This window comes from Brevundimonas sp. (assembly GCF_035627475.1).
Lineage (GTDB): Bacteria > Pseudomonadota > Alphaproteobacteria > Caulobacterales > Caulobacteraceae > Brevundimonas.
Genome location: NZ_DASPLR010000023.1, coordinates 20,442 through 39,072 on the forward strand (window position 1 = coordinate 20,442; position 18,631 = coordinate 39,072).

Sequence of the window (18,631 nt, forward strand, 5' to 3'; positions counted from 1 at the left end):
GTCTCAGGGAGGATGGCGAAAGCCATGAGGCAAATCCACGCGTTACAGGGCGCCGGCGGCGGGGCCGGCGAGGATTGCGAGGGCGGCGTCCGGCAGGACGCCGCCCTCACGGCGGACCTCAGAATGTCCGCAGCAGGTTCAGTCCGATCTGCCGCGGCGGGCCGGCGTAGCGCAGACCCGCGTTGATGGCGGCGATATAGGTCTGGTCCGTCGCGTTCAGCGCATAGGCGGAGAGCGTCCAGTCATCGACCTGGTAGGTCAGCTTCAGGTTGACGATGTTGCGCGCCTCCAGACGGTCGCCCAGCGTCTCGTTGTTGAAGATCGAGGTCCACGCCTCGCCGATGTGCGAGTAGTCGATGCGCGGCGTCAGCGTCGCCCCGCCGCCGAGGACGAACTCGTGCTGGAGCCCGGCGTTGAACGTGAGCTCCGGGGCGTAGCTCTGGCTGTGGCCTTCCAGGTTGACGCAATTGCCGGCGGCCGGCCCGGTCTCGGGGTCGCAGGGAATGCGCGGCAGGCGCGGATCGACGGCGTAGAACTCGCCCAGCTCCGAGCTCGAGAGCGAGGCGCCGACGTCGACCGACCACTGGCCGAACCGCATCTGGGCGGATCCTTCGATGCCTTTCAGGACGGTCTCGCCCCGCACGTTCACGATCGAGTTGAACAGCGGCACGGTCGGGTCGCCCACGATGACCTGGAAGCCCTCATAGGTCATGTAGTAGGCGCCCAGCTGGGTGCGGACCCGGCCGTCGAACATCGTCGACTTCCAGCCCAGCTCGTAGTCGATCACGTCTTCCGGTCCGAACGAGCTCGCCGGGACATAGAAGTTCGGCGCGTTGAGGCCGCCCATCTTGAAGCCCGTGGCGACGAAGCCGTAGACGAAATTGTTGTCGTCCACCTTGTAGTTGATGCTCAGTTTGCCGGTAGTCTTCTCGGCGGTGACCTCGTCGTTCTGAAGCAGGACGAGGCCGAACGCCGGATAGGTCGTGTAGACGTTGTCGTTGGTGGAGGTGCTTTCGGACCAGCGTGCGCCCAGCTGGACCTGCAGCCTGTCCGAGACGTCATAGCTGATCTGGCCGAAGACGGCCTGGGTCTCCTTCGGCGTCTCGCCGAAGATGTAGTAGTCGATCACGCCCTCGGGGAAGCCGACGTGATAGGCGCCCTGCGGGAAGGTCGTGACCGGAAACACCACGTCGTCGTACTGCCAGAAGGCGCCCAGCAGCCAGGTCAGGCGCTGGTTGTCGGGCGAGACGATGTTGAATTCCTGGGACCACACCTCTTCCTCGACCCGGTCGTAGAAGGTGTTGTTCAGGGCGCTGGTGCCGTCGAGGTCGGTCGAGAATTCGCTGATCCCGTCCTGGTAGCCCGTGATCGAGCGCAGGGTGATCCCGTTGTCGAGCACATAGCTGACGTTCAGCGACACGCGCGCCGTTTCGTCCTCGCCCGAGTGGGGGCCGTTGGCGGTGATCTCGAACGGATCATTGGTCGACAGGGCCGGGTCGGCCGGATAGCCGCCGAAGTCGAGGTGGTTGTAGTCGCCCTTCAGCAGCACCCTCAGGGCCGGCGTCGGGGTCCACAGGAAGCTGGCGCGGACGCTGCTGGAGTCGATGTCGCCCGGGTTTCCGGAATAGGCGCCGGTGATGTCGTGGAAGCTGTCGCGGGTCTCACGGTTGAAGGCGAAGCGCGCCGCCAGCGTATCGCCGAGCGGCACATTGACGGCGCCCTGCAGCTTCACGTTCTCATAGCTGCCGAACTGGCCCATCACATAGCCGTTGACCCCGGAGAAGTCGGGATTGCGGGCGTTGATGAAGACCGCGCCGCCGGTCGCGTTGGTGCCGGCGAAGGTGCCCTGGGGCCCGCGCAGCAGTTCGACGCTGCCGATGTCGTAATAGGGCTCCGTCTGGAAATAGCCCGGGAACACCGGCACCCCGTCCCGGTAGGTCGTGACGCCGACGCCGATGGCCGTGGTCGGCTCGGACTTGCCGATGCCGCGGACGTTGAAGAAATTGCCCTGGCCGAAATTCTGCACCGTCGTCGAAGGCGCCACGAACTGGAGCTGCTCCAGTGAGGTGACGCCGCGATCTTCCAGATCTTCCCCGCTCAGCACGGTCGCGGCGACAGCGGTCTCCTGCAGGTTGGTGGTGCGGCGTTCGGCGGTGATCACCACGTCGTCGACCGCGGTCTCCTGCTGTGCGGCGGACGGATCGGCGGATGGCGCCGGGACCTGCTGGGCCTGCGCGGCTCCGGCCCACAACAGCACGGCGGCGGATGTCGTTATCCAGAGCTTGCGGCCCATGGTGGTTCCTCCCTCGATGTTCCCTCGACGCTCTGACGGCGCCATGAGCGGACGGTCTCACCGAACCCGGGGTCTGTCAATCTTCACTAGCCGACGGGTGAATATTGACCTCATGGCCAATGTCGGTCCACGCTCACGCCGCCTCCCCGGGGGTGGCGAAGTGATGGAGTGAGCAATGAGCATCGACCTGAGCGGCCGCGTGGCGATCGTCACCGGCGCGGGGGGCGGCCTGGGCCGCAGCCACGCCCTGGCCCTCGCCCGCTATGGCGCGCGGGTCGTCGTCAACGACATGTCGGCCGCCGACGCGGACGCGGTGGCCGCCGGGATCCGCGCCGCCGGCGGCGAGGCGGTCGCCTGCGCCTGCAGCGTCACCGACCGCGCCGCGGTCCAGGCGATGGTCGATGAGGCCGTGGCGCGCTGGGGATCGATCGACATCCTGGTCAACAACGCCGGCATCCTCAGGGACCGCACCTTCGCCAAGATGGATCTGGACGACTTCGCCACGGTCATCGACGTGCACCTGATGGGCTCGGTCAATGTCACCAGGGCAGCCTGGCCCCACATGCGCGAGCAGGGCTATGGCCGGGTCATTTTCACGACCTCGTCCTCGGGTCTCTACGGCAATTTCGGCCAGTCGAACTATTCGGCGGCCAAGATGGCGCTGGTCGGCCTGATGCAGACCCTTGCGCTGGAGGGCGAGAAGTCCGGCATCCGCGTCAACTGCCTCGCTCCGAGCGCGGCGACGCAGATGACCGAAGGTCTTTATTCCGAAGAGGCCCTGCGTGGTCTGGGGTCAGACCTGGTAAGCCCCGGCGTCGTCGCCCTCTGCGCGGAAGACGCACCGACCCGGACCATCCTTCTGGCCGGGGCGGGAGCGTTCGAGCAGGCCCATGTGACAATGACGAGGGGCGTCTACATCGGGGCCGCGCCCGACGCCGCCGAGCGCCTGCAGGCCGTGTGGGACCGGGTCGGCGACCGCACCGGCGAGCGTGTGCCGGCCTCGGGCGCGGCGCAATATCATCATGAGGTGGACCATCCGGACAGACCGATCGTCCAGGTGGCGGCTCCGCAGGGTTCGGGAGCGTTCGCGCAATAGCCCTGGGGGCGGTGCGCGCGCTCCCTCGTCACCGCTTCCGCAGTCCGGCGTCCCGGGCGCGCCGGCGGCCGGCCGCTCGGAAGTCGGCCGAGCCGCCGATCGGTGTCGAAGGCGAGTACGAATATCCGACGCCCCTCACGGTCTGGATCGGATTGCCGTCGGGCAGAGAGTCGAGCTTCTGTCTGAGGCGGCTGACGATGGTCCGGAAGGCCGCCGCGCCCAGGCGTTCGCCCCTGAGCGCCTTGGCGCCCGCCTCGCAGGTGAACACCGTTCCCGGGTTGTTCAGAAAGAGGTCGAAGGCCGAGGCATGGCCGGGTGAGAGCAGAACGCTTCGCCCGCTCGGACCGATGGCGGCGCGCGTCATCGGGTCCAGCCGCCAGCCTGTCGGCGGCTGCGGGCGAACCGCTGCCGCGGCCTCGTGTCGCCGGGTACGTCGAAGCAGGGCGCGCGCCCGGGCCAGCACGAGGCGATTGGGCGCCTCGCCGGCGAGCAGGTCGTCGGCCCCGAGCTCAAGGGCCAGAATCTCGTCCACCACATCCGCGGCGGCGGCGAGCAGCAGGAGCGGGACCCGCGCTCCGGCGGCCACCGTCTGACAGAAGGCCAGTTCGTCGCCGATCAGCGAGGGGCATTCGAGCACGATCAGGTCGAGTCGCGCCGTCCTCATCATTTCGCGGGCGATCCGCAGGTCGGAGGCCTCGAGGACCGCAAGCCCGGCCTCTTCGAACAGCCGCGAAAGCCGCATTCTCGCCGCTGGCGCGCGGCTGACCAGCATCACCGCCGCCGGGTTGCATTCCCGGGGGAGGGGAGCCGCGGCCGGCGCAGGAACACGGCCCACGGCCTCCCGGTCGGCAAGCATCGTCATGACGGAACCCGGTTGGCTTCGGGGCGTAGAGGGGACGATCTCGCAGGGAAGGCCTGGTCGTGAGCAAATTGTGATCCCGAGGCGCCGCCGAAAGGACAAAATCTGCCGCGACCCCCGGGGATCGCGCGGCGTGTAATGCCGCCAGGTGAAGCGTAAGAGGTACAGTGTTGATATCGGGGACTGCCGGCTCTCTGCTGCAGCAGACGCTGCTCACCGTGGAGTCGCTGAACTCGGCCGACTCGCAGCGATGCTTGATCGCCCGCGTGACCGGCTTCCTGCAGCAGTTCGGCTTTTCGGCCTTCGGCATGACCCGCCTGCCGCGTCTTTCCGGCGCGGAGCCGGACGTCCTTCTCGACGCCTGGCCAGAGGGATGGTCGGAGCATTATCATGAGGCCGGCCTCTTCCGGCACGACCCCTTGGTCCAGCACTCGCTGACTGCGCGCGACGTATTCGCGTGGGATGAGGTTCCGGGGGGCTACATGGACGACCCCCGTGCGGCGGCCATTCCCCGCGACGCCGCCGAGTTCGACATGCGCGAGGGCCTGTGCGTGCCGCTGCCCTCCGCCCTCGGCGTCGGCAGCCTCTGGCTTGGCGGCGCAAGGCTGGAGCGCGTTCCTGGTCTGAAGCACGCGGTGCGGCTGCTGGCCTACCATGTGTCCCAGGCCCTCGAAGCCCTTCCCGCCACGCCCACGGGCGTACGAGCGCTGACGATCCGCGAAAGCGACGTGCTGGCGTGGGTCGCGGGCGGCAAGACCACGCGGGACGTCGCCACGATCCTGGGCATTTCCGAGCATACGGTGGGAGAGCACCTGAAAAACATCCGCAGGAAGCTGGGAACGAGCAACAACACCCACTCCACGGTCCGCGCCCTGCAGCTAGGTCTGCTGCGCCTCTGAGGCCATACCGGAAAGCCGGTATGGCGGGGTGGCGGCCTTCCGCGGCAAACGTCCGCGCTGATCCCCGAACGGGGGAATGGGAAGTCGTTGCAGATGCGCTTGAAGGCGACGTTCACCATCGAACTCGAGGCGACCGACTACGTCGAAGCCGCGGGGCACCAGCGTGCGCTGGAGGACAAGCTCGTCGCGCTCCGGGAGACCTTCCCCCATTCGCAGCTGCGGATCGTGACGGGGCGTGAACGGCGCGGCGCCCGGCGGTCGGCCCGCCCGGTCAACGCCAGCATCACCGGCCGGCTTCACGCCTACCCGGAGTAGTCGCGCATGGCCTATGATCTGACCCCGGCCCCGGCGGGGCAGCCGCCGGCGCGTCGGCGCAATGCCGTGCTGGAGGCGCTCGAACTCTTCCGCGCGGGCGAGGGCAATGCCCGCCTCTCGACCGTCGTGGCCTTCCTGTACCTCTGCGAGAACGAGGGCCTCTGCATAAGCGAACTCGCCGCCGCGGCAGGCATGACCCTGGCCACGGCGTCGCGGGCGGCCCGCTCGCTGTCGGAGCCGGGCGAGCCGGGGGCGCTAGCGCCGGCCATGGGGCTCGCCGAACTGAGGCGGCAGGGCAAGGTGCACGCCCTGTATCTCACGCCGGCTGGACGGGCGCTCCGCGCCCGCCTGGACGCGACCATCGTTCAGGCGACGACGATCGCTTAACTCTGATGTGGCAGTATTGTGGCTCATTTGCATTTCTGCAAGTGAGTAAAATGTGTCCGCAGGAACACGTTTCGTCGTTTGTAAGACAGAACTGTGTCTAGCCACTACTAATCAGCGGGTTGCGGGTTCTATGGTCCGCCCCGCGTGAACATACCTCCATGAGGAGGCGCGGCGACGCACGGCGGGCCTCAGCCCTTCAGGGCGGCGCCGAGAGCGTGTGTGTTTGGAGAGTTTTATGACCAGAAGAAGTATCCGTGCGGGCCTGCTCGCAACTAGCGTCCTCGCCAGCGTGGCGGCGCTGACCTCCCCGGCGCTCGCCCAGGAAGCGCCTGCAGACGAGCAGGAAGCGGTGGCGCTTGGCGAAGTCGTCGTCACCGGCTCGCGCATCCGCCGCGACCCGACCAACTCGCCGACGCCGCTGATCCAGGTGGATCGCGAAGCCCTCCTGTCGACCGGCCAGACCACCGTCATCGACTACCTGGCCACCATCCCGGCCCTGTCCAACTCGGTCGTTCCGTCCGACACCACGGGTTCGGGCCTGGGCGACGGCGGCCTGTCGCTGCCGAACCTGCGGTCGCTGGGCTCGAACCGCACCCTGACCCTCGTCGACGGCCGCCGTCACGTCGGCTCGAACGGCGGCTCGCTGTCTGTCGATATCGACACCATCCCCCGCCTGCTGATCCAGAACATCGAGATCGTCACCGGCGGCGCCTCTTCCGTGTACGGCGCCGACGCCGTGTCGGGCGTGATCAACTTCGTCCTGCGCAAGGACTTCGAAGGCCTCGAGATCGACGCCAACTACGGCATGATCAACCAGAACGGCGAGGCCAACCGCCGCGTCTCCGCCCTCGTCGGGAAGAATTTCCTCGACGGTCGCCTAAACGTCTACGCCCACGGCGAGTACGAGGAAGTCGACGAAGTCACCTCCCTCGACATCGACTGGCTGCGCGACGCCCCGGTCCGCATCGGCGTCGACGCCGATCCGACCACCGCGCAGAGCGATGGAGTCATCGACGCCCGCACCTACACAGGCGTGCGCCGCATCGACCTGCCGCGCTGGGGCCAGACCACGCTCGCCAACGTCTCGCGCCCCAGCCCGTTGAGCGATCCCGACGTCGCCTACGTCGACTGCTTCTCGGGCACGGGCTCGGCCGCCGGCTTCTCCTACAGCGCGAACTGCTTCGGCGTTCAGCCGGGCCTGACCTACTGGTATGAGGGTCCGACGGCGCGCCTCGCCGACTTCGGCCAGCGGGTCGGCGAAACCGGCATCAACCGCCCGTACAACATCGGCGGCGACGGCGAGAACCCGGCCGAGTTCAGCACCGGCTCGCGCGTGCCCCGCTCGGAATCGGCCCGCTTCCAGACCGGCCTGACCTTCGAAGTCACCCCGGACATCGAATTCTACGCCGAAGCCAAATACGTCACCGAAGACACCTTCGATCTGTCGCAGCCGACCTTCTACGACATCGACCTGGTGAACTCGTACGGCGCCGGCTCGGCGAACCCGATCTACAACGTCGCCAACTTCGACCTGCGCTGGAGCGACAACGCCTTCCTGCCGGACAATGTGAAGGAGGCGATCCGCACCAATATGGTGACCCCCTACGCGCGTCCGACGGATGACGCGGCCGGCGCTCCGCTGGCTCCGATCCTGCTGCAGAACGCGCGTCACAGCATGTTCGGCCCGGACCGGACGCAGGAGAACACGCGCGAATTGATGCGCTACGTCGCGGGTCTGCGCGGTTCGCTCGACAGCGTCGGTTTCGTCCGCAACATCGATTGGGATCTCGGCTATACCTATGGCCAGGTCGAGGTCGAGAACCGCGAGCGCGGCACCGACAGCCTCCGCTTCGCCTTGGCGGCCGACGCGGTGGTCGACACCGCCGGCGTGGTCAACGGCGCTCCGGGCGAGATCGTGTGCCGGGTGCAACTGCTGCAGGCGCAGGGCGCGCCCGACAGCGCCTTCGACACCTACGTCGGCGGCAACCTGCGCGATTCCGCCTACGGACAGAGCTCGATCGACGAGTGCACCCCGCTCAACGTCTTCGGCAAGGGCAACCAGAGCGCCGAGGCCCTGGCCTACATCGACGCCGTCGTCGGCGTCACCGAGCGCAATGAGCAGGAGCAGGCCATCGCCTCCGTCTCCGGGGAGCTGTGGGACTTCTGGGGAGCCGGCCCGATCGGCCTGGCCCTCGGCGCCGAATACCGCCGGGAAGCGACCGAGGCCACGGGTCGCGACCGCGACACCGCCGGCCGGCCGCTGCTGTTCCTGAACTCCGGTCCGGACTTCCCGCAGGTCGAATACACCAGCGAGGAGGTGTTTGCCGAGCTGTCGGTGCCGCTGTTCCGTGACAGCTGGCTGGGCGAGTACGCCGAGCTGAGCGGCTCCTACCGGTACGCCGACTACTCGACCGTCGGGAACATTGACGTCTACGGCGTGAACCTGGTCTACCGTCCGATCCAGGACATCGCCTTCAAGACCAGCTTCAACTCCTCGGTGCGGGTGCCGGACCTCGGCGAGAATTTCTCGCCCTTCAGCCAGACCTTCCTGAACGACATCGTCGATCCGTGCGCCACGCTGGTGATCGCCGCCCAGGATCAGGAAACCCGCGAGAACCGCGTCGCCAACTGCTCGGCGCTGGCCGCCGGCCAGGGCCTGTCGTTCGACTTCGCCGGAGCGACGGCCACCAACGCGGATGACTATAACCCGGTGTACACCTCCGGTGTCGCGGGCGTGCTGGGCGGCAATCCGTTCCTCGACCCCGAGGAGTCGGACAGCTTCACCTTCTCGACGGTCATCGAGCCGCGGTTCTTCCCGAACTTCTCGCTGGTGCTGGACTACTACGAAATCCAGATCGACAACGTCATCGCGGCGGTGTCGGCCCAGACCGCGGCGAACAACTGCGTCAGCGGCGCCACTCTCAACGCGGCGGCCTGCGCGACCATCTTCCGCAACAATCCGGACATTCCGTTCGGCATTGGCGCCCCGGTGGGCGATCCGATCGGCGGCTTCATCGAAGGCTCGGTCAACTATGCCAAGCTGGAGACCCGCGGTCTTGACTTCACTGCCCGGTACAGCCTCGACCTGGAGGAGGTCACGGGACACAACTGGGGCTCGCTAGACTACTCGCTGGGCGGCCTGTGGCTGATCGAGCAGAAGCAGTTCCTGAACGCCGATGATCCGTCGGACTTCACGGAACTGTCGAGCAGCCTCTACTATCCGCGCGTGCGGTTCACGTCCTCGCTGACGTGGGAGCCGAACGACGTCTGGAGCGTGAACTGGACCGCCGACTGGCAGACTGCCCAGGACAGCGTCCGCATCCGCGACGCACTGGTCAACAACGATCAGCGTCCGTACGCGGAGTACAATACGGGCGACTTCACCCGCCACGACTTCACCGTGCGCTGGAATGTCCGCGACGACCTGTCCCTGCGCGCCGGCGTGGTCAACGCCTTCGACGCGGAGCAGGCCACCTACCTGGGAACGTCGCTCTACTCGAACTTCGATCCCTACGGCCGTCGCTTCTTCGTCGGCCTGAACTATCGTCCGTTCTGAGTACGGGCGCATCGAGCAGGAAGGGGCGGCCCGCCGGGGCCGCCCCTTTTTGTATGCGCGGGGCCGGAAGGCCGGGCGCAACAGGGCGCAGCGCTCCGCCCGGCGGCCTTGCTGGTCCGGTCACGGGCTGCAGCCGTTGCTGGTTGGCTCACGCCTCAGCTGTTCGGGTCGAATGATGATCGCACGCGGGCCGCTGCAGCGGGGTCCAGCAGACGCGTCACCATCCAGGCGCACAGATCCAGCGATGCGAGGCAACCGCCGGCCGTCGCCACATTACCGTGCACCACCAATGCCCGCATTTCCGTGCGAACGCCCATCGCTTCGAGTTCGGGCATCACCGGCGGATAGGTTGTCGCTGAAAGCCCGTCCAGCAAACCCAGGCCCGCCAGAATGAGCGCGCCCGAGTCGATCCCGCCGATCACCTGGCGAGAGGCGTCGAGCCGCAGGGCGGCCATGAACTCCGGATCCGCGAGTTTTGCCCGGCTGCCGTCCCCACTGACGACAAACACCGCGTCCGCCGCCGCCGCTTCGGCAAGCGCGCCGTGCGCCTCGATGCTGACGCCGGAATAGGAGGTCAGTCGTGGCTGATCCGACAGGATGCGGACCGTCCAGGCTCCGCCATACCCTGCCCCGTAGGGCACCTTCACGCGATGGAAAAAGTCGAAGGGAAGGAAGAGGTCGACATCGGTGAAACCGTCGTAGGCGATCACGGCGATGAGCAAGGCTTGAGTCCTTTGCCTGGGGTGCGTCGGGGCGAGGAGCAGGTTCAGGGCCGCGGGCGATCCGTCAGGATCGAACGCTGCCGAGCCGTTGGTGAAAGAAGGCGATGATCTCGTCCCGGGCTCGCAGCGTCGGCTCCCCCTCCCGATCGACAAGGTCGACCGTCACCACGCTGTGCGGCGCGGGTACGTGCTCCCGGAAGAAGGGCGGTCGAGGCTGGCTGGCGGGTTCGGGATCAGGAAGCACCCGTCCGTCGAAGTGCGGTCCGAGCGCCCTGGAGTAGGCCGCGAACCGCTCGGCCCGGCAGAAGACGTCCCCGGAGAACCGGTAGGCCAGAACACTCAGGTTTTCCCGTTCCAGCCGCTCGGCGATCTCGCCCAGTTCCTGATCGGAAATCTCGAGGCCGGCCGGATCATTGAGCGGGAGCGAAGGCTGGCAGACGACAGGAGCCAGCATCGACGGCTCCAGCATCATCGTGAGTGCGAAATTTCCGGTGAAACACATGCCCACGGCGCCGACCCCGGGCCCGCCGCACTCGCCATGGGCAATTCGGGCGAGGCCCCGGAGCCAGAGCGTGACCGGGCTGGACGCGCCCGCCGCCAGGGCCCGGAACTCGGCGCTGACGCAGGCGCGACGAAACACGGCCGCTCCTTCACCAGCGGTCGGCACAGCACCGTCCGTCCCGAACAGCGAGGGCATGTAGACCGCAAAGCCAGCGTCACGAACCCACCGGGCGAACCTCGCGACATGAGGGCTGATCCCGGGCATCTCCGCGAGGATTATGACGGCTGGCCCCGTTCCGGCGCGATAGACCAGCTTGGTCTCGCCCAGGATGGTCGTCGACCGACGCTCGAAGTCGGCAAGTTCGTCAGGTTGGAGCAGGTTCGTCGGCATGGTCTCTCCAGTCGGGGAGAGGAAAATGGGGCGGCATGGGTCGACGGCCCAGCGGCGAACCAGACATTGATCGGGGCGAACTCGCCAACGGCCCCCGCCGAGGCGACTGCGGGCTTGCGCCACAACCGCCGCCATGGCCACGTCGAGCGCGTGGCTGCGAGGCCGTCGCGACTTGGGGGGGCGCCATGGGGGAATGGCATCGGCGCGGGGTGCTGGGGCTGGGCGGGGCAACCCTCCTGGCCGGTCGGGCGAGAGCACAGGTCGCCGTGCCTCCGGCGCTCGAAATCGCCATGGAGCAGGTCCGCCGGGCGATGATCAGCGCCGATGTCCCGGGCGCCGGCATCTCCGTCGTGCATGGAGGCGAGATCCTGGCGGCGAGGGGACTGGGCGTCGCCTCCTTGCCCTTCCAGGTTCCGGCCCAATCGACGACCCTGTTCCACTTGGGATCCGTCTCCAAACAACTCACTGCGGCCCTGGTGCTCGAGCTTGTGGAGGCAGGTGCGATCAGTCTCGATGATCCGGTCGGTCGCCATGCCCGCGATCTGCCGGCGTCCTTCGCCACTGTCCCAATCAGGAACCTGCTCAGCCACACCGGCGGCGTGCCTGATTACGAGGGTCTGCCGGGCTTTGAAGCCGACCGCCCCATCGGGCGCCAGGCCTTCCTGTCGGCTGCCGCCGCTCTGCCGATGGACTTCGCACCCGGCGAAGCCTGGGCCTACTCGAACACCGGTTATGTGCTTCTCGGCTATCTGCTGGCCGACGTCACGGGGCGCACCTACAAGGCCCTGGCGGCAGAGCGTCTGTTCCGGCCCGCAGACTTGCCGTCCGCCAGGGTGGATGACGCAGGCGCGGTCATTCCGGGCCGTGCCGAGCCGTACCTGATGTCCGATGGCTCGGTGCGACACGCCGTGCGCATGGACTCAGACTATTCGGGCTGGCCGGACGGTGGGATCCTGATGTCCGCACAGGATACGGCGCGATGGGAACTTGCGCTGCAAACCGGACCCACGCCGAGCCGCTCGACGGTCGCAACCCTCACCAGCCCCATGATCATCCAGACCGGCCGAAGCGTGGCCTATGGGGCCGGCTGGTTCACTGATGTGGTGGCGGGCAAGGCGGTCCAGTATCACTCCGGAAGCGTCCCGGGATTCCTGACCTTTGCCTATCGGTCGCCGGACACCGGAACCGCCGTCACCGTGATGGTGAACCTGGAGAGCGGGCCCGCTGGTCGCTTCATGCGGGAAGCCTGTCTGACCCTGGCCGAGGCGGTCGCACCTGGCTCCACGCCGTTGGCGCTGTCGCCGATCCCGGATGACGCTCCCGATCTGACGGCCCGGACTTTCGCCCTGTTCGGCCGAGGCGACACGCCCTTGTCGGAAGACGATTATGCACCGGAGATCTCCCGTCTTGTCGGCGGGCGGGCTCCATCCGCCATGCCTCCCAATTTCGGAGCAGATCTGGCGGGATTGAGCTGGACCCTGGTCGAGCGGCATGACGAACCGAACGGCCAGGTTCGCCGATACCGCCTGAGCCGTGGCGGCGTCAGCCGGCACTATAGCGTCGCCTATGCCCCTGATGGTCGGATCTACCGTGTTCGCAGCCTTTAGGGCCTGAGTACGAAAGGAGCGCCGGCAAGCGCATCGACGGTCTCAACTACAGCGGGCTGCAGGCCGGCGGAGTCCGCTAGCGAGGGCTCTCTGGACAATCGCCACCTGACCCTGCCGCGCAGTCGGGGGTGCGCCCGCCCGCGTTCCTGCGGTCCTTGCGCGCGAACATCGCCAGGCCTGCCTGCATCAGGGGACCGATCGCGAGGGCGTGAAGGACAGTTCCGACGCCGACGGTTCCCCCCAGCATCCAACCGCCTGCCAACACGACCAGTTCGACCCCCAGCCTCGCGCGCTGGATCGAGAGCCCCGTGACCCTCACCAATCCCGTAGTGAGCCCGTCCCTCGGTCCGGGCCCGTAGCCAGCGGAGATGTAGGCGGCCGTCGCGAACCCGTTCAGCGCGATGCCGATGAGGAGAAATGCGGCGCGAGCCGGCAGGGCTCCGATCTCTGGAAGAAGCATAAGGGTAAGGTCCGTCGCGGTGCCGATAACCAGCACATTGCTGATCGTCCCCAGACCGGGCCGTTGCCTGAGCGGGATCCAAACCAGCAGCACCATTGCCCCCAGCAGGTTGGTCACGAGTCCAATGCTCAGACCCGTTTGGCGAGACAAACCTTCATGAAGTACGGACCACGCCATGAGGCCGAGCCCGGAACGCACCATGAGCGCCGTCGAGACGCCGAAGAGGGCCAGCCCGACGTAAAGACGAGCCAGTCTTGCGGGATGCCCGCCGCTGGGCTGCTCAAGTTGGAGATGCATATCTAGGTCCAGACGGTCCATCCCTGGAGCCGGACGTAGTTGGCTGTGCGGGCGGTGCGCGGAACAGGGGCGGCTTCGCCAATATGCACGAGTAGAACGCCAGTTTTCCGGACTGTCTTTCCTGTCGGCCCTCCCGCAGTCGAGGCCTGCAGGGCGGCCCGACGCCGGTGATCGGCTAGCTGAACGCCTGCTGCCCGCCGCGCCACCTGGTCAGGTCCGGGAGAAGGCTAAGCCGGGGCGCCAGCACCATTGAGCGCGCCTCGCGCGCGGGTGCGCAGATCCCTTGGCCCCATCCCCGAACACCGGCGGATGAGTGCACGCAGGGTCGAAGGATCCGAATAGCCGACGCGGAAGGCAATCTGTTCGAACGGCAGCATCGTGGTCTCGATCAGCTCGATCGCACGCTCCATGCGAAGCTGTTGCAGGAACTGAATGGGGGAAAGGCCGGTCGCCGCCGTCACGCGACGGGCGAACGTGCGCGGCGACTGCCTCACGCTTGCCGCCAGATCGTTCACCCCGATCCGGTCCGCCAATCGAGACCTGGCCCAGGCAGCGGCGCGCGCCACCTCTTCGTTTGAGGCGGCCAACAGGCTCAAGGCCATGTAGGGAACCTGGGAGCGGCGCTCGTCCAGAACCATCCGGCGCGCACAGCCTTCAGCGATCTCAGCGCCGGCATAGCGGGCCACGAGCCCCACCATCAGGTCCATCTGGGCCATGGCGGCGCCGGCGGTCGTCAGCCGGCCATCGGTCACGACGAGTTCGGTGGTGTCGAGCGAGACCTTGGGGAACAATTCCTTGAAGGTGGGCGCAAGCCACCAGGCGGTCGTCGCCCTCCGGCCGTCAAGAAGACCCGAACTCGCGAGCAGCAGGGTCCCGGTGCAGGAACTGGCGATATGCGCACCGGCGTGAAACGCGGCCTGGATCGCTTGTCGCCCTTCAATGGCGTCCGGCTCAGCCAGTCGATCGGAGTAGTTCTCGGCCTTGGACAGGCCCTGGGCCGGCAGGATGAAGAGGTCCGGCTCGTCATGGGTGGCTTCAGGAAAGGCCAGGAACGGGCGGAACAGGGCCGCTCCTTCACCCTGGATCTTGACGTGAAACGGGGAGGGGCGCCCGAGGGAGTGGGACACCCGATTGGCCATCGCCAGAACGTCAATGGTGATGGCTACGCTTGAGGCCAGCGGCGCGCTCAAGGTGAAGATGGTGGTCGACGGCATGTCTCATCGTCCTCGCTTGGTGTCCAATCCGCCACTGGCGGTGACGCAACCGCCGCATCCAGGATGGCTCTTTCCAAACTGCCCAGAAGCCTCGCGTGCATGAACGGACCGGCCTTCGTCGCTTGCGATCAACCGAACCGGTTCATCGCAACGCCCGCCGCGGGAGGGCCCTGGACGGCCACTCACTGCCATGGAGGAGCGCCCGCTGGATTGCTGGCCCACATCGCCGAGGCGCACGGGGCGGACACTCCGATGTCGACGGCGCGCTTCACCGCCGACTTCCTTAGACCCACGCCGATCGGCCCCGAGCTGGAGGTCCGCACAAAGGTCGTCCGAAATGGCAGGCAAACTCGCGCAATCGAGCTCGAGCTGATCACGAACGACCAGACTCTGGTTCGCGCCAGCGCCCTCATGGTTCGCCAACTCGAGGGCCGCGAGACGCCAGGCGGGATCGACCGCCAACCGCCCTCCGACGGCCGGCACCGGGCGATGCCTGGCGGGTTCTCCGAACAGTTCAGCATCGTGCCTTGCATCGGAGGCTTTGGGCATTTGGGGCCGGCCCAGGTCTGGTTCCGGATGGAGAGCCCGTTGATTGACCAACAGCTGCCGAACGCCGTCGCCAGAGCGGTTGCGTCGGCGGATTTCGCGAGCGGCATCGCGGCCGACCTGTCCTTCCGCGACTGGACCTATCCGTCGCTCGATCTGTCGATAGGCTTTCTTCGGCCGCCCGAGGCAGGATGGATCCTGCTGCAATCGCACTGGTTGCCTCATGCTGGCGGACGCACCGTGTGCGTGACGGTGCTGGGCGACTGCATCGGACCGTTCGCCCACGCGACCCAGACTGTCATGATCAATGCGCGATCCGGCCAAACGCAGGCCCCGCCGTCCCTGGGCGTGTAACACCATCCCGTCTCGGTGCGGACTGCTCCGGCCGGCGCCCCGTGCCGAGCTGCTCGGAAGCCCCGCCGGCGATGAGTGTGTCAGTCATTCTCGTCCTCTACGACCACGCAAGGCCGCCGAATCGATCTCCCCCGGCGATCTCCCGGAACGGCGCCAGCAGGGTCGCGCCACACTGGCCGCGAGCCAAGAGGCGAAAACCCGCTCTTTCGAGGCTATCTCGCCAATCCGCTCCCGTCGAACCGAAATCCCCTTCGGCGGCACGGATGGGCCGATCTCCCGCAGGTTCAGCGGTCGGAGCGGGCCCGTCTCACACCACCGCCACGGCCGGGCGTGGCTTCTTCGCGGCGTCCGTTATCCCGAAACACAGGGCGGCGGCGCACAGGCCGAGCAGGAAGGTGGCCGTCCAGATCAACACGTATGAGCCCGTGAGATCGAAGATGTAGCCACCCGACCAGGCTCCCAGAAACGAGCCCACCTGATGGGCGAAAAAGCAGATGCCGAACAGTGCGCCCAGGTGGCGGACGCCAAACATCCTGGCGACAAGCCCGCTGGTGAGAGGCACGGTCCCCAGCCAGGTCAGGCCCATGACAGAGGCGAAGACGAGGACGGAACCCTCGGACTTCGGAAGCATGGAAAAGGACAGGATCGAGACGCTGCGCAGCAGATAAAGCCAGCCAAGAATTTGCTGCTGCGGAAAACGGGACCCCAGCCATCCGCAAGCCCAACTTCCAGCAATGTTGAAGAGACCGATCAGCGCCAACGCGGCGCCGGCCGATCTGGCCGGGACGTGGCAGAGCGCCAGGTATGACGGAAGGTGGGTGGCGATGAAGGCCAGCTGGAAGCCGCAGGTGAAGAAGCTGAGCGTCAGTTGAACGAAGCCCCGGTTGCCGAGAGCTTCTCTCGAGACCCTGCCAAGCGCTCCCTTTTCCCGGGGGTTCGGCGAGGCCGGTTCGGCAGGGCTCCTGAACAACAGGTAGCCCAGCGGGCCCACGGCGAAGATGCAGGCGGCGAGAAGGAGTAGAGCCCCGCCGATCCCGCCTGCCTCCATGACGCGCTGGACCAGCGGAACGAGTGCGACCTGTCCAACCGACCCTCCGGCGCCAGCAAGGCCCAGCGCCATGCTGCGCTTGTCCGGGGACGCGGCGCTCCCAACTGCCGCAGTCACGACCCCGAAAGAGGAGCAACTGATTCCGACGCCCACCAGGACACCCATGCCGATTATCAACATCGGCCCGCTCGGCATCAGTGCAGAGAGGGCCAGCCCCAGTCCGTATGTGACGGCTCCAAAGGCTATGACGGGGCCGGGCCCGAAATGGTCGCTCGCGGCGCCGGCGGCCGGCTGGGCGAAGCCCCAGACCAGATTGTGCAGGGCGATCGCGAACGCCACTTCGGTGACGGGAAGTCCCCGGACGCTCGAGAACGGTTCGACGAAGAGCCCGAACGTCTGGCGAGCTCCCGCCGCGGCGCTCACGATGATGCTGCCGAAGAGAATGCTGCGGACGAGGGGATCCCGCATCCAGCGGCCGACGGAAGGATGCGGGATCAATGCCGCCCGCCTCCGCGCCGACGAACTTCAGCCGATCTATGATCAGGCGACGGGCAGGATCGGGAGCGGTCGGCCCCGTCAGTCCTTTCCCCGGGTGGGGCGGCGGAACCATCCCGCGCCAAACCTGCGTTCTGACGGCGATTCATCGGGCACTCCATCACTCGCGATGATCGTGCGACGCACGAACTGTGGGCCCCAGTGTCAAATTCGACATTGGTCGGGTCGATTTCGCCAAGAAGGGGCGCGGGCTCATCGACCGCCGCCTCATCGGTATGGAGCCCACTTCGCCGGCGGCCCTGCCGTTCGGCGAACGGCGCCCGGATTTTGTCCGCCGCGCCTCCTGTGAAGGCAGGCCCGAACGCCGACCATGCGGGCAATCAGATCGGCTCTCAGCGGTCGGTCATAGCCAGGACGTGGAGCGTTTTCCGTGCGCCAATGGACCGTCGATTCATTCACGCCGACTTTGTTCGGGGGGAATCCCGCCTGCGTGGTCGAGCCCCTGCCCAAGTGGCCCGCCGATGGGCTGATGCAATCGATCGCACAGGAAAACAATGCAGGCGCGACGGCCTTTCTGGTCGGCGCGCCGGGGGGGCGTTCATTCGGCTTGCGGTGGTTCACCCCCAGCGTCGAGGTGCCTCTGTGCGGGCACGCCACCCTGGCGGCGGCCCATGTTCTGTTCACCGAGTTCCGGTCAACGTCCTCCAGGGTGAATTTCGAGACCCGTTCGGGTTCCTTGTCCGTGGGGCAGATCGAAGGCGGCTATGAGCTCTCCTTGCCCCTCCAACACGCCAGGCGCATTCCAGCGCCGCCGGGACTGGCCGGCGCGCTTGGCGTAGAGCCGCTGGAGGTCTGGACTGGCGCCTACCTCGTCGCCTTGCTGGCCACGGCCGATGAGGTCAGGGCCCTGAGCCCCGATCTGGAAGCCCTTCGCGACATCTCTCTGTCCCTCGGCGGGCAGGGTAACGTCGGAGTGGCCGCGCTTGACGCTCCGGGGTCGTCGCACCAGGTCGTCGACCGCTTCTTCGCACCGGGCTACGGCATCCCCGAGGATCCGGCGACGGGATCGTTTCACGGCCTCCTGACCCCGATTGTGGCGCCACGACTGGCGACGCCTTCCGTGCGCTTCGCCCAGGCCTATCCGGGCCGCGGCGCAGAGTTGTCGGGGTGGGTGCGAGGCGACCGCGTGATGCTCAGCGGGAAGGCGGTCACCTATTCTGAGAGCTGCCTGCGCCTCCCGGTCGAGGGGTGATCGGGGACACAGAGCGTCTCCGCGCCGCCGCCCCTCGACCCTTGCGGAGGTTCAGGGCAACCGCTTTCCGGCCCGCCGCAGGCAGAGCCCCGCGCAGGCCGGCGATGCGGCTAACGTATCGACATCTATGCTGAGGGCCGGTGGCGGAGAGGGTGGGATTCGAACCCACGGTACCCGTAAAGGCACGCCGCATTTCGAGTGCGGTACATTCGACCACTCTGCCACCTCTCCGCGGGGCCGTAGTACGCTTGGTCGAGCGAGCGGCTTCTCTAATGGCGCGCGGGCCGGGCCGCAAGCCCTTGCGGACGCCGGAGAGCGGTTCATGTCGACGGTCGGTCC

At 67.2% G+C, this 18,631-nt stretch carries 15 protein-coding genes and 1 tRNA gene; 8 read left to right on the forward strand and 8 right to left on the reverse strand.

Translation table 11 applies throughout. The features are described 5' to 3' along the window. Nucleotides 1-118: 118 nt before the first annotated feature. Nucleotides 119-2,293, reverse strand: coding sequence for a TonB-dependent receptor (locus tag VEA62_RS06005; protein WP_324819626.1), 2,175 nt, complete (start codon nucleotides 2,291-2,293; stop codon nucleotides 119-121). 175 nt (nucleotides 2,294-2,468) lie between these two features. On the opposite strand from VEA62_RS06005, the gene VEA62_RS06010 reads away from it, so the two are divergent. Continuing rightward, nucleotides 2,469-3,389, forward strand: coding sequence for an SDR family NAD(P)-dependent oxidoreductase (locus tag VEA62_RS06010; RefSeq protein WP_324819628.1), 921 nt, complete (start codon nucleotides 2,469-2,471; stop codon nucleotides 3,387-3,389). Between the two features lie 28 nt (nucleotides 3,390-3,417). Here VEA62_RS06010 and VEA62_RS06015 read toward each other — a convergent pair whose 3' ends face one another. Next, on the reverse strand, nucleotides 3,418-4,251 hold the full coding sequence (locus tag VEA62_RS06015) for a winged helix-turn-helix domain-containing protein (protein WP_324819630.1): 834 nt from the start codon (nucleotides 4,249-4,251) through the stop codon (nucleotides 3,418-3,420). A 167-nt stretch (nucleotides 4,252-4,418) separates the two neighbouring features. Here VEA62_RS06015 and VEA62_RS06020 point away from each other — a divergent pair, with 167 nt between their 5' ends. The 4 genes from VEA62_RS06020 to VEA62_RS06035 all read left to right on the forward strand — a co-directional run bounded on the left by VEA62_RS06020 (nucleotide 4,419) and on the right by VEA62_RS06035 (nucleotide 9,405). Continuing rightward, on the forward strand, nucleotides 4,419-5,147 hold the full coding sequence (locus VEA62_RS06020) for a LuxR family transcriptional regulator (protein ID WP_324819632.1): 729 nt from the start codon (nucleotides 4,419-4,421) through the stop codon (nucleotides 5,145-5,147). Nucleotides 5,148-5,234: 87 nt separating this feature from the next. Further along, nucleotides 5,235-5,462, forward strand: coding sequence for a hypothetical protein (locus VEA62_RS06025; protein WP_324819634.1), 228 nt, complete (start codon nucleotides 5,235-5,237; stop codon nucleotides 5,460-5,462). Nucleotides 5,463-5,468: 6 nt separating this feature from the next. After that, nucleotides 5,469-5,849 carry a MarR family transcriptional regulator gene (locus VEA62_RS06030; RefSeq protein WP_324819635.1) on the forward strand — a complete coding sequence of 127 codons (381 nt, stop codon included), beginning with the start codon at nucleotides 5,469-5,471 and terminating at the stop codon, nucleotides 5,847-5,849. A 235-nt stretch (nucleotides 5,850-6,084) separates the two neighbouring features. Then, nucleotides 6,085-9,405: a TonB-dependent receptor domain-containing protein gene (locus VEA62_RS06035; RefSeq protein ID WP_324819637.1), complete on the forward strand. Its 3,321-nt coding sequence runs from the start codon at nucleotides 6,085-6,087 to the stop codon at nucleotides 9,403-9,405. A 155-nt stretch (nucleotides 9,406-9,560) separates the two neighbouring features. Here the strand turns inward: VEA62_RS06035 and VEA62_RS06040 are convergent, their stop codons facing one another. Together VEA62_RS06040 and VEA62_RS06045 are read right to left on the reverse strand one after the other, a co-directional pair. Then, nucleotides 9,561-10,127 (reverse strand): DJ-1/PfpI family protein, encoded by a 567-nt coding sequence (locus tag VEA62_RS06040; RefSeq protein WP_324819639.1) that lies wholly within the window; start codon nucleotides 10,125-10,127, stop codon nucleotides 9,561-9,563. Between the two features lie 64 nt (nucleotides 10,128-10,191). Next, nucleotides 10,192-11,019 (reverse strand): dienelactone hydrolase family protein, encoded by an 828-nt coding sequence (locus VEA62_RS06045; protein WP_324819641.1) that lies wholly within the window; start codon nucleotides 11,017-11,019, stop codon nucleotides 10,192-10,194. A gap of 209 nt (nucleotides 11,020-11,228) precedes the next feature. Between VEA62_RS06045 and VEA62_RS06050 the strand changes: the two genes are divergently transcribed. After that, nucleotides 11,229-12,626 carry a serine hydrolase domain-containing protein gene (locus tag VEA62_RS06050; RefSeq protein ID WP_324819643.1) on the forward strand — a complete coding sequence of 466 codons (1,398 nt, stop codon included), beginning with the start codon at nucleotides 11,229-11,231 and terminating at the stop codon, nucleotides 12,624-12,626. Nucleotides 12,627-12,702: 76 nt separating this feature from the next. Here VEA62_RS06050 and VEA62_RS06055 read toward each other — a convergent pair whose 3' ends face one another. Together VEA62_RS06055 and VEA62_RS06060 are read right to left on the reverse strand one after the other, a co-directional pair. Further along, nucleotides 12,703-13,404, reverse strand: coding sequence for a hypothetical protein (locus VEA62_RS06055; protein ID WP_324819645.1), 702 nt, complete (start codon nucleotides 13,402-13,404; stop codon nucleotides 12,703-12,705). A 206-nt stretch (nucleotides 13,405-13,610) separates the two neighbouring features. Beyond that, nucleotides 13,611-14,597 (reverse strand): GlxA family transcriptional regulator, encoded by a 987-nt coding sequence (locus VEA62_RS06060; RefSeq protein ID WP_324819647.1) that lies wholly within the window; start codon nucleotides 14,595-14,597, stop codon nucleotides 13,611-13,613. A gap of 99 nt (nucleotides 14,598-14,696) precedes the next feature. On the opposite strand from VEA62_RS06060, the gene VEA62_RS06065 reads away from it, so the two are divergent. Then, nucleotides 14,697-15,497 (forward strand): thioesterase family protein, encoded by an 801-nt coding sequence (locus tag VEA62_RS06065; RefSeq protein ID WP_324819649.1) that lies wholly within the window; start codon nucleotides 14,697-14,699, stop codon nucleotides 15,495-15,497. Between the two features lie 307 nt (nucleotides 15,498-15,804). On the opposite strand, the gene VEA62_RS06070 is transcribed toward VEA62_RS06065, so the two are convergent. After that, a complete protein-coding gene (locus VEA62_RS06070; RefSeq protein WP_324819651.1) occupies nucleotides 15,805-17,043 on the reverse strand; it encodes an MFS transporter in 1,239 nt (412 codons plus the stop codon). A 427-nt stretch (nucleotides 17,044-17,470) separates the two neighbouring features. On the opposite strand from VEA62_RS06070, the gene VEA62_RS06075 reads away from it, so the two are divergent. Further along, nucleotides 17,471-18,292, forward strand: a complete 822-nt coding sequence (locus tag VEA62_RS06075; protein WP_324819653.1) for a PhzF family phenazine biosynthesis protein — start codon at nucleotides 17,471-17,473, stop codon at nucleotides 18,290-18,292. A gap of 141 nt (nucleotides 18,293-18,433) precedes the next feature. On the opposite strand, the gene VEA62_RS06080 is transcribed toward VEA62_RS06075, so the two are convergent. Then, nucleotides 18,434-18,523, reverse strand: a tRNA-Ser gene (locus tag VEA62_RS06080). Between the last annotated feature and the right edge of the window lie 108 nt (nucleotides 18,524-18,631).

Coding starts and splice junctions, on each gene's coding strand:
- VEA62_RS06005 (WP_324819626.1), bottom strand. CDS start 2,293: ATGGGCCGCAAGCTCTGGATAACGACATCCGCCGCCGTGCTGTTGTGG.
- VEA62_RS06010 (WP_324819628.1), top strand. CDS start 2,469: ATGAGCATCGACCTGAGCGGCCGCGTGGCGATCGTCACCGGCGCGGGG.
- VEA62_RS06015 (WP_324819630.1), bottom strand. CDS start 4,251: ATGACGATGCTTGCCGACCGGGAGGCCGTGGGCCGTGTTCCTGCGCCG.
- VEA62_RS06030 (WP_324819635.1), top strand. CDS start 5,469: ATGGCCTATGATCTGACCCCGGCCCCGGCGGGGCAGCCGCCGGCGCGT.
- VEA62_RS06035 (WP_324819637.1), top strand. CDS start 6,085: ATGACCAGAAGAAGTATCCGTGCGGGCCTGCTCGCAACTAGCGTCCTC.
- VEA62_RS06045 (WP_324819641.1), bottom strand. CDS start 11,019: ATGCCGACGAACCTGCTCCAACCTGACGAACTTGCCGACTTCGAGCGT.
- VEA62_RS06055 (WP_324819645.1), bottom strand. CDS start 13,404: ATGGACCGTCTGGACCTAGATATGCATCTCCAACTTGAGCAGCCCAGC.
- VEA62_RS06060 (WP_324819647.1), bottom strand. CDS start 14,597: ATGCCGTCGACCACCATCTTCACCTTGAGCGCGCCGCTGGCCTCAAGC.
- VEA62_RS06065 (WP_324819649.1), top strand. CDS start 14,697: ATGAACGGACCGGCCTTCGTCGCTTGCGATCAACCGAACCGGTTCATC.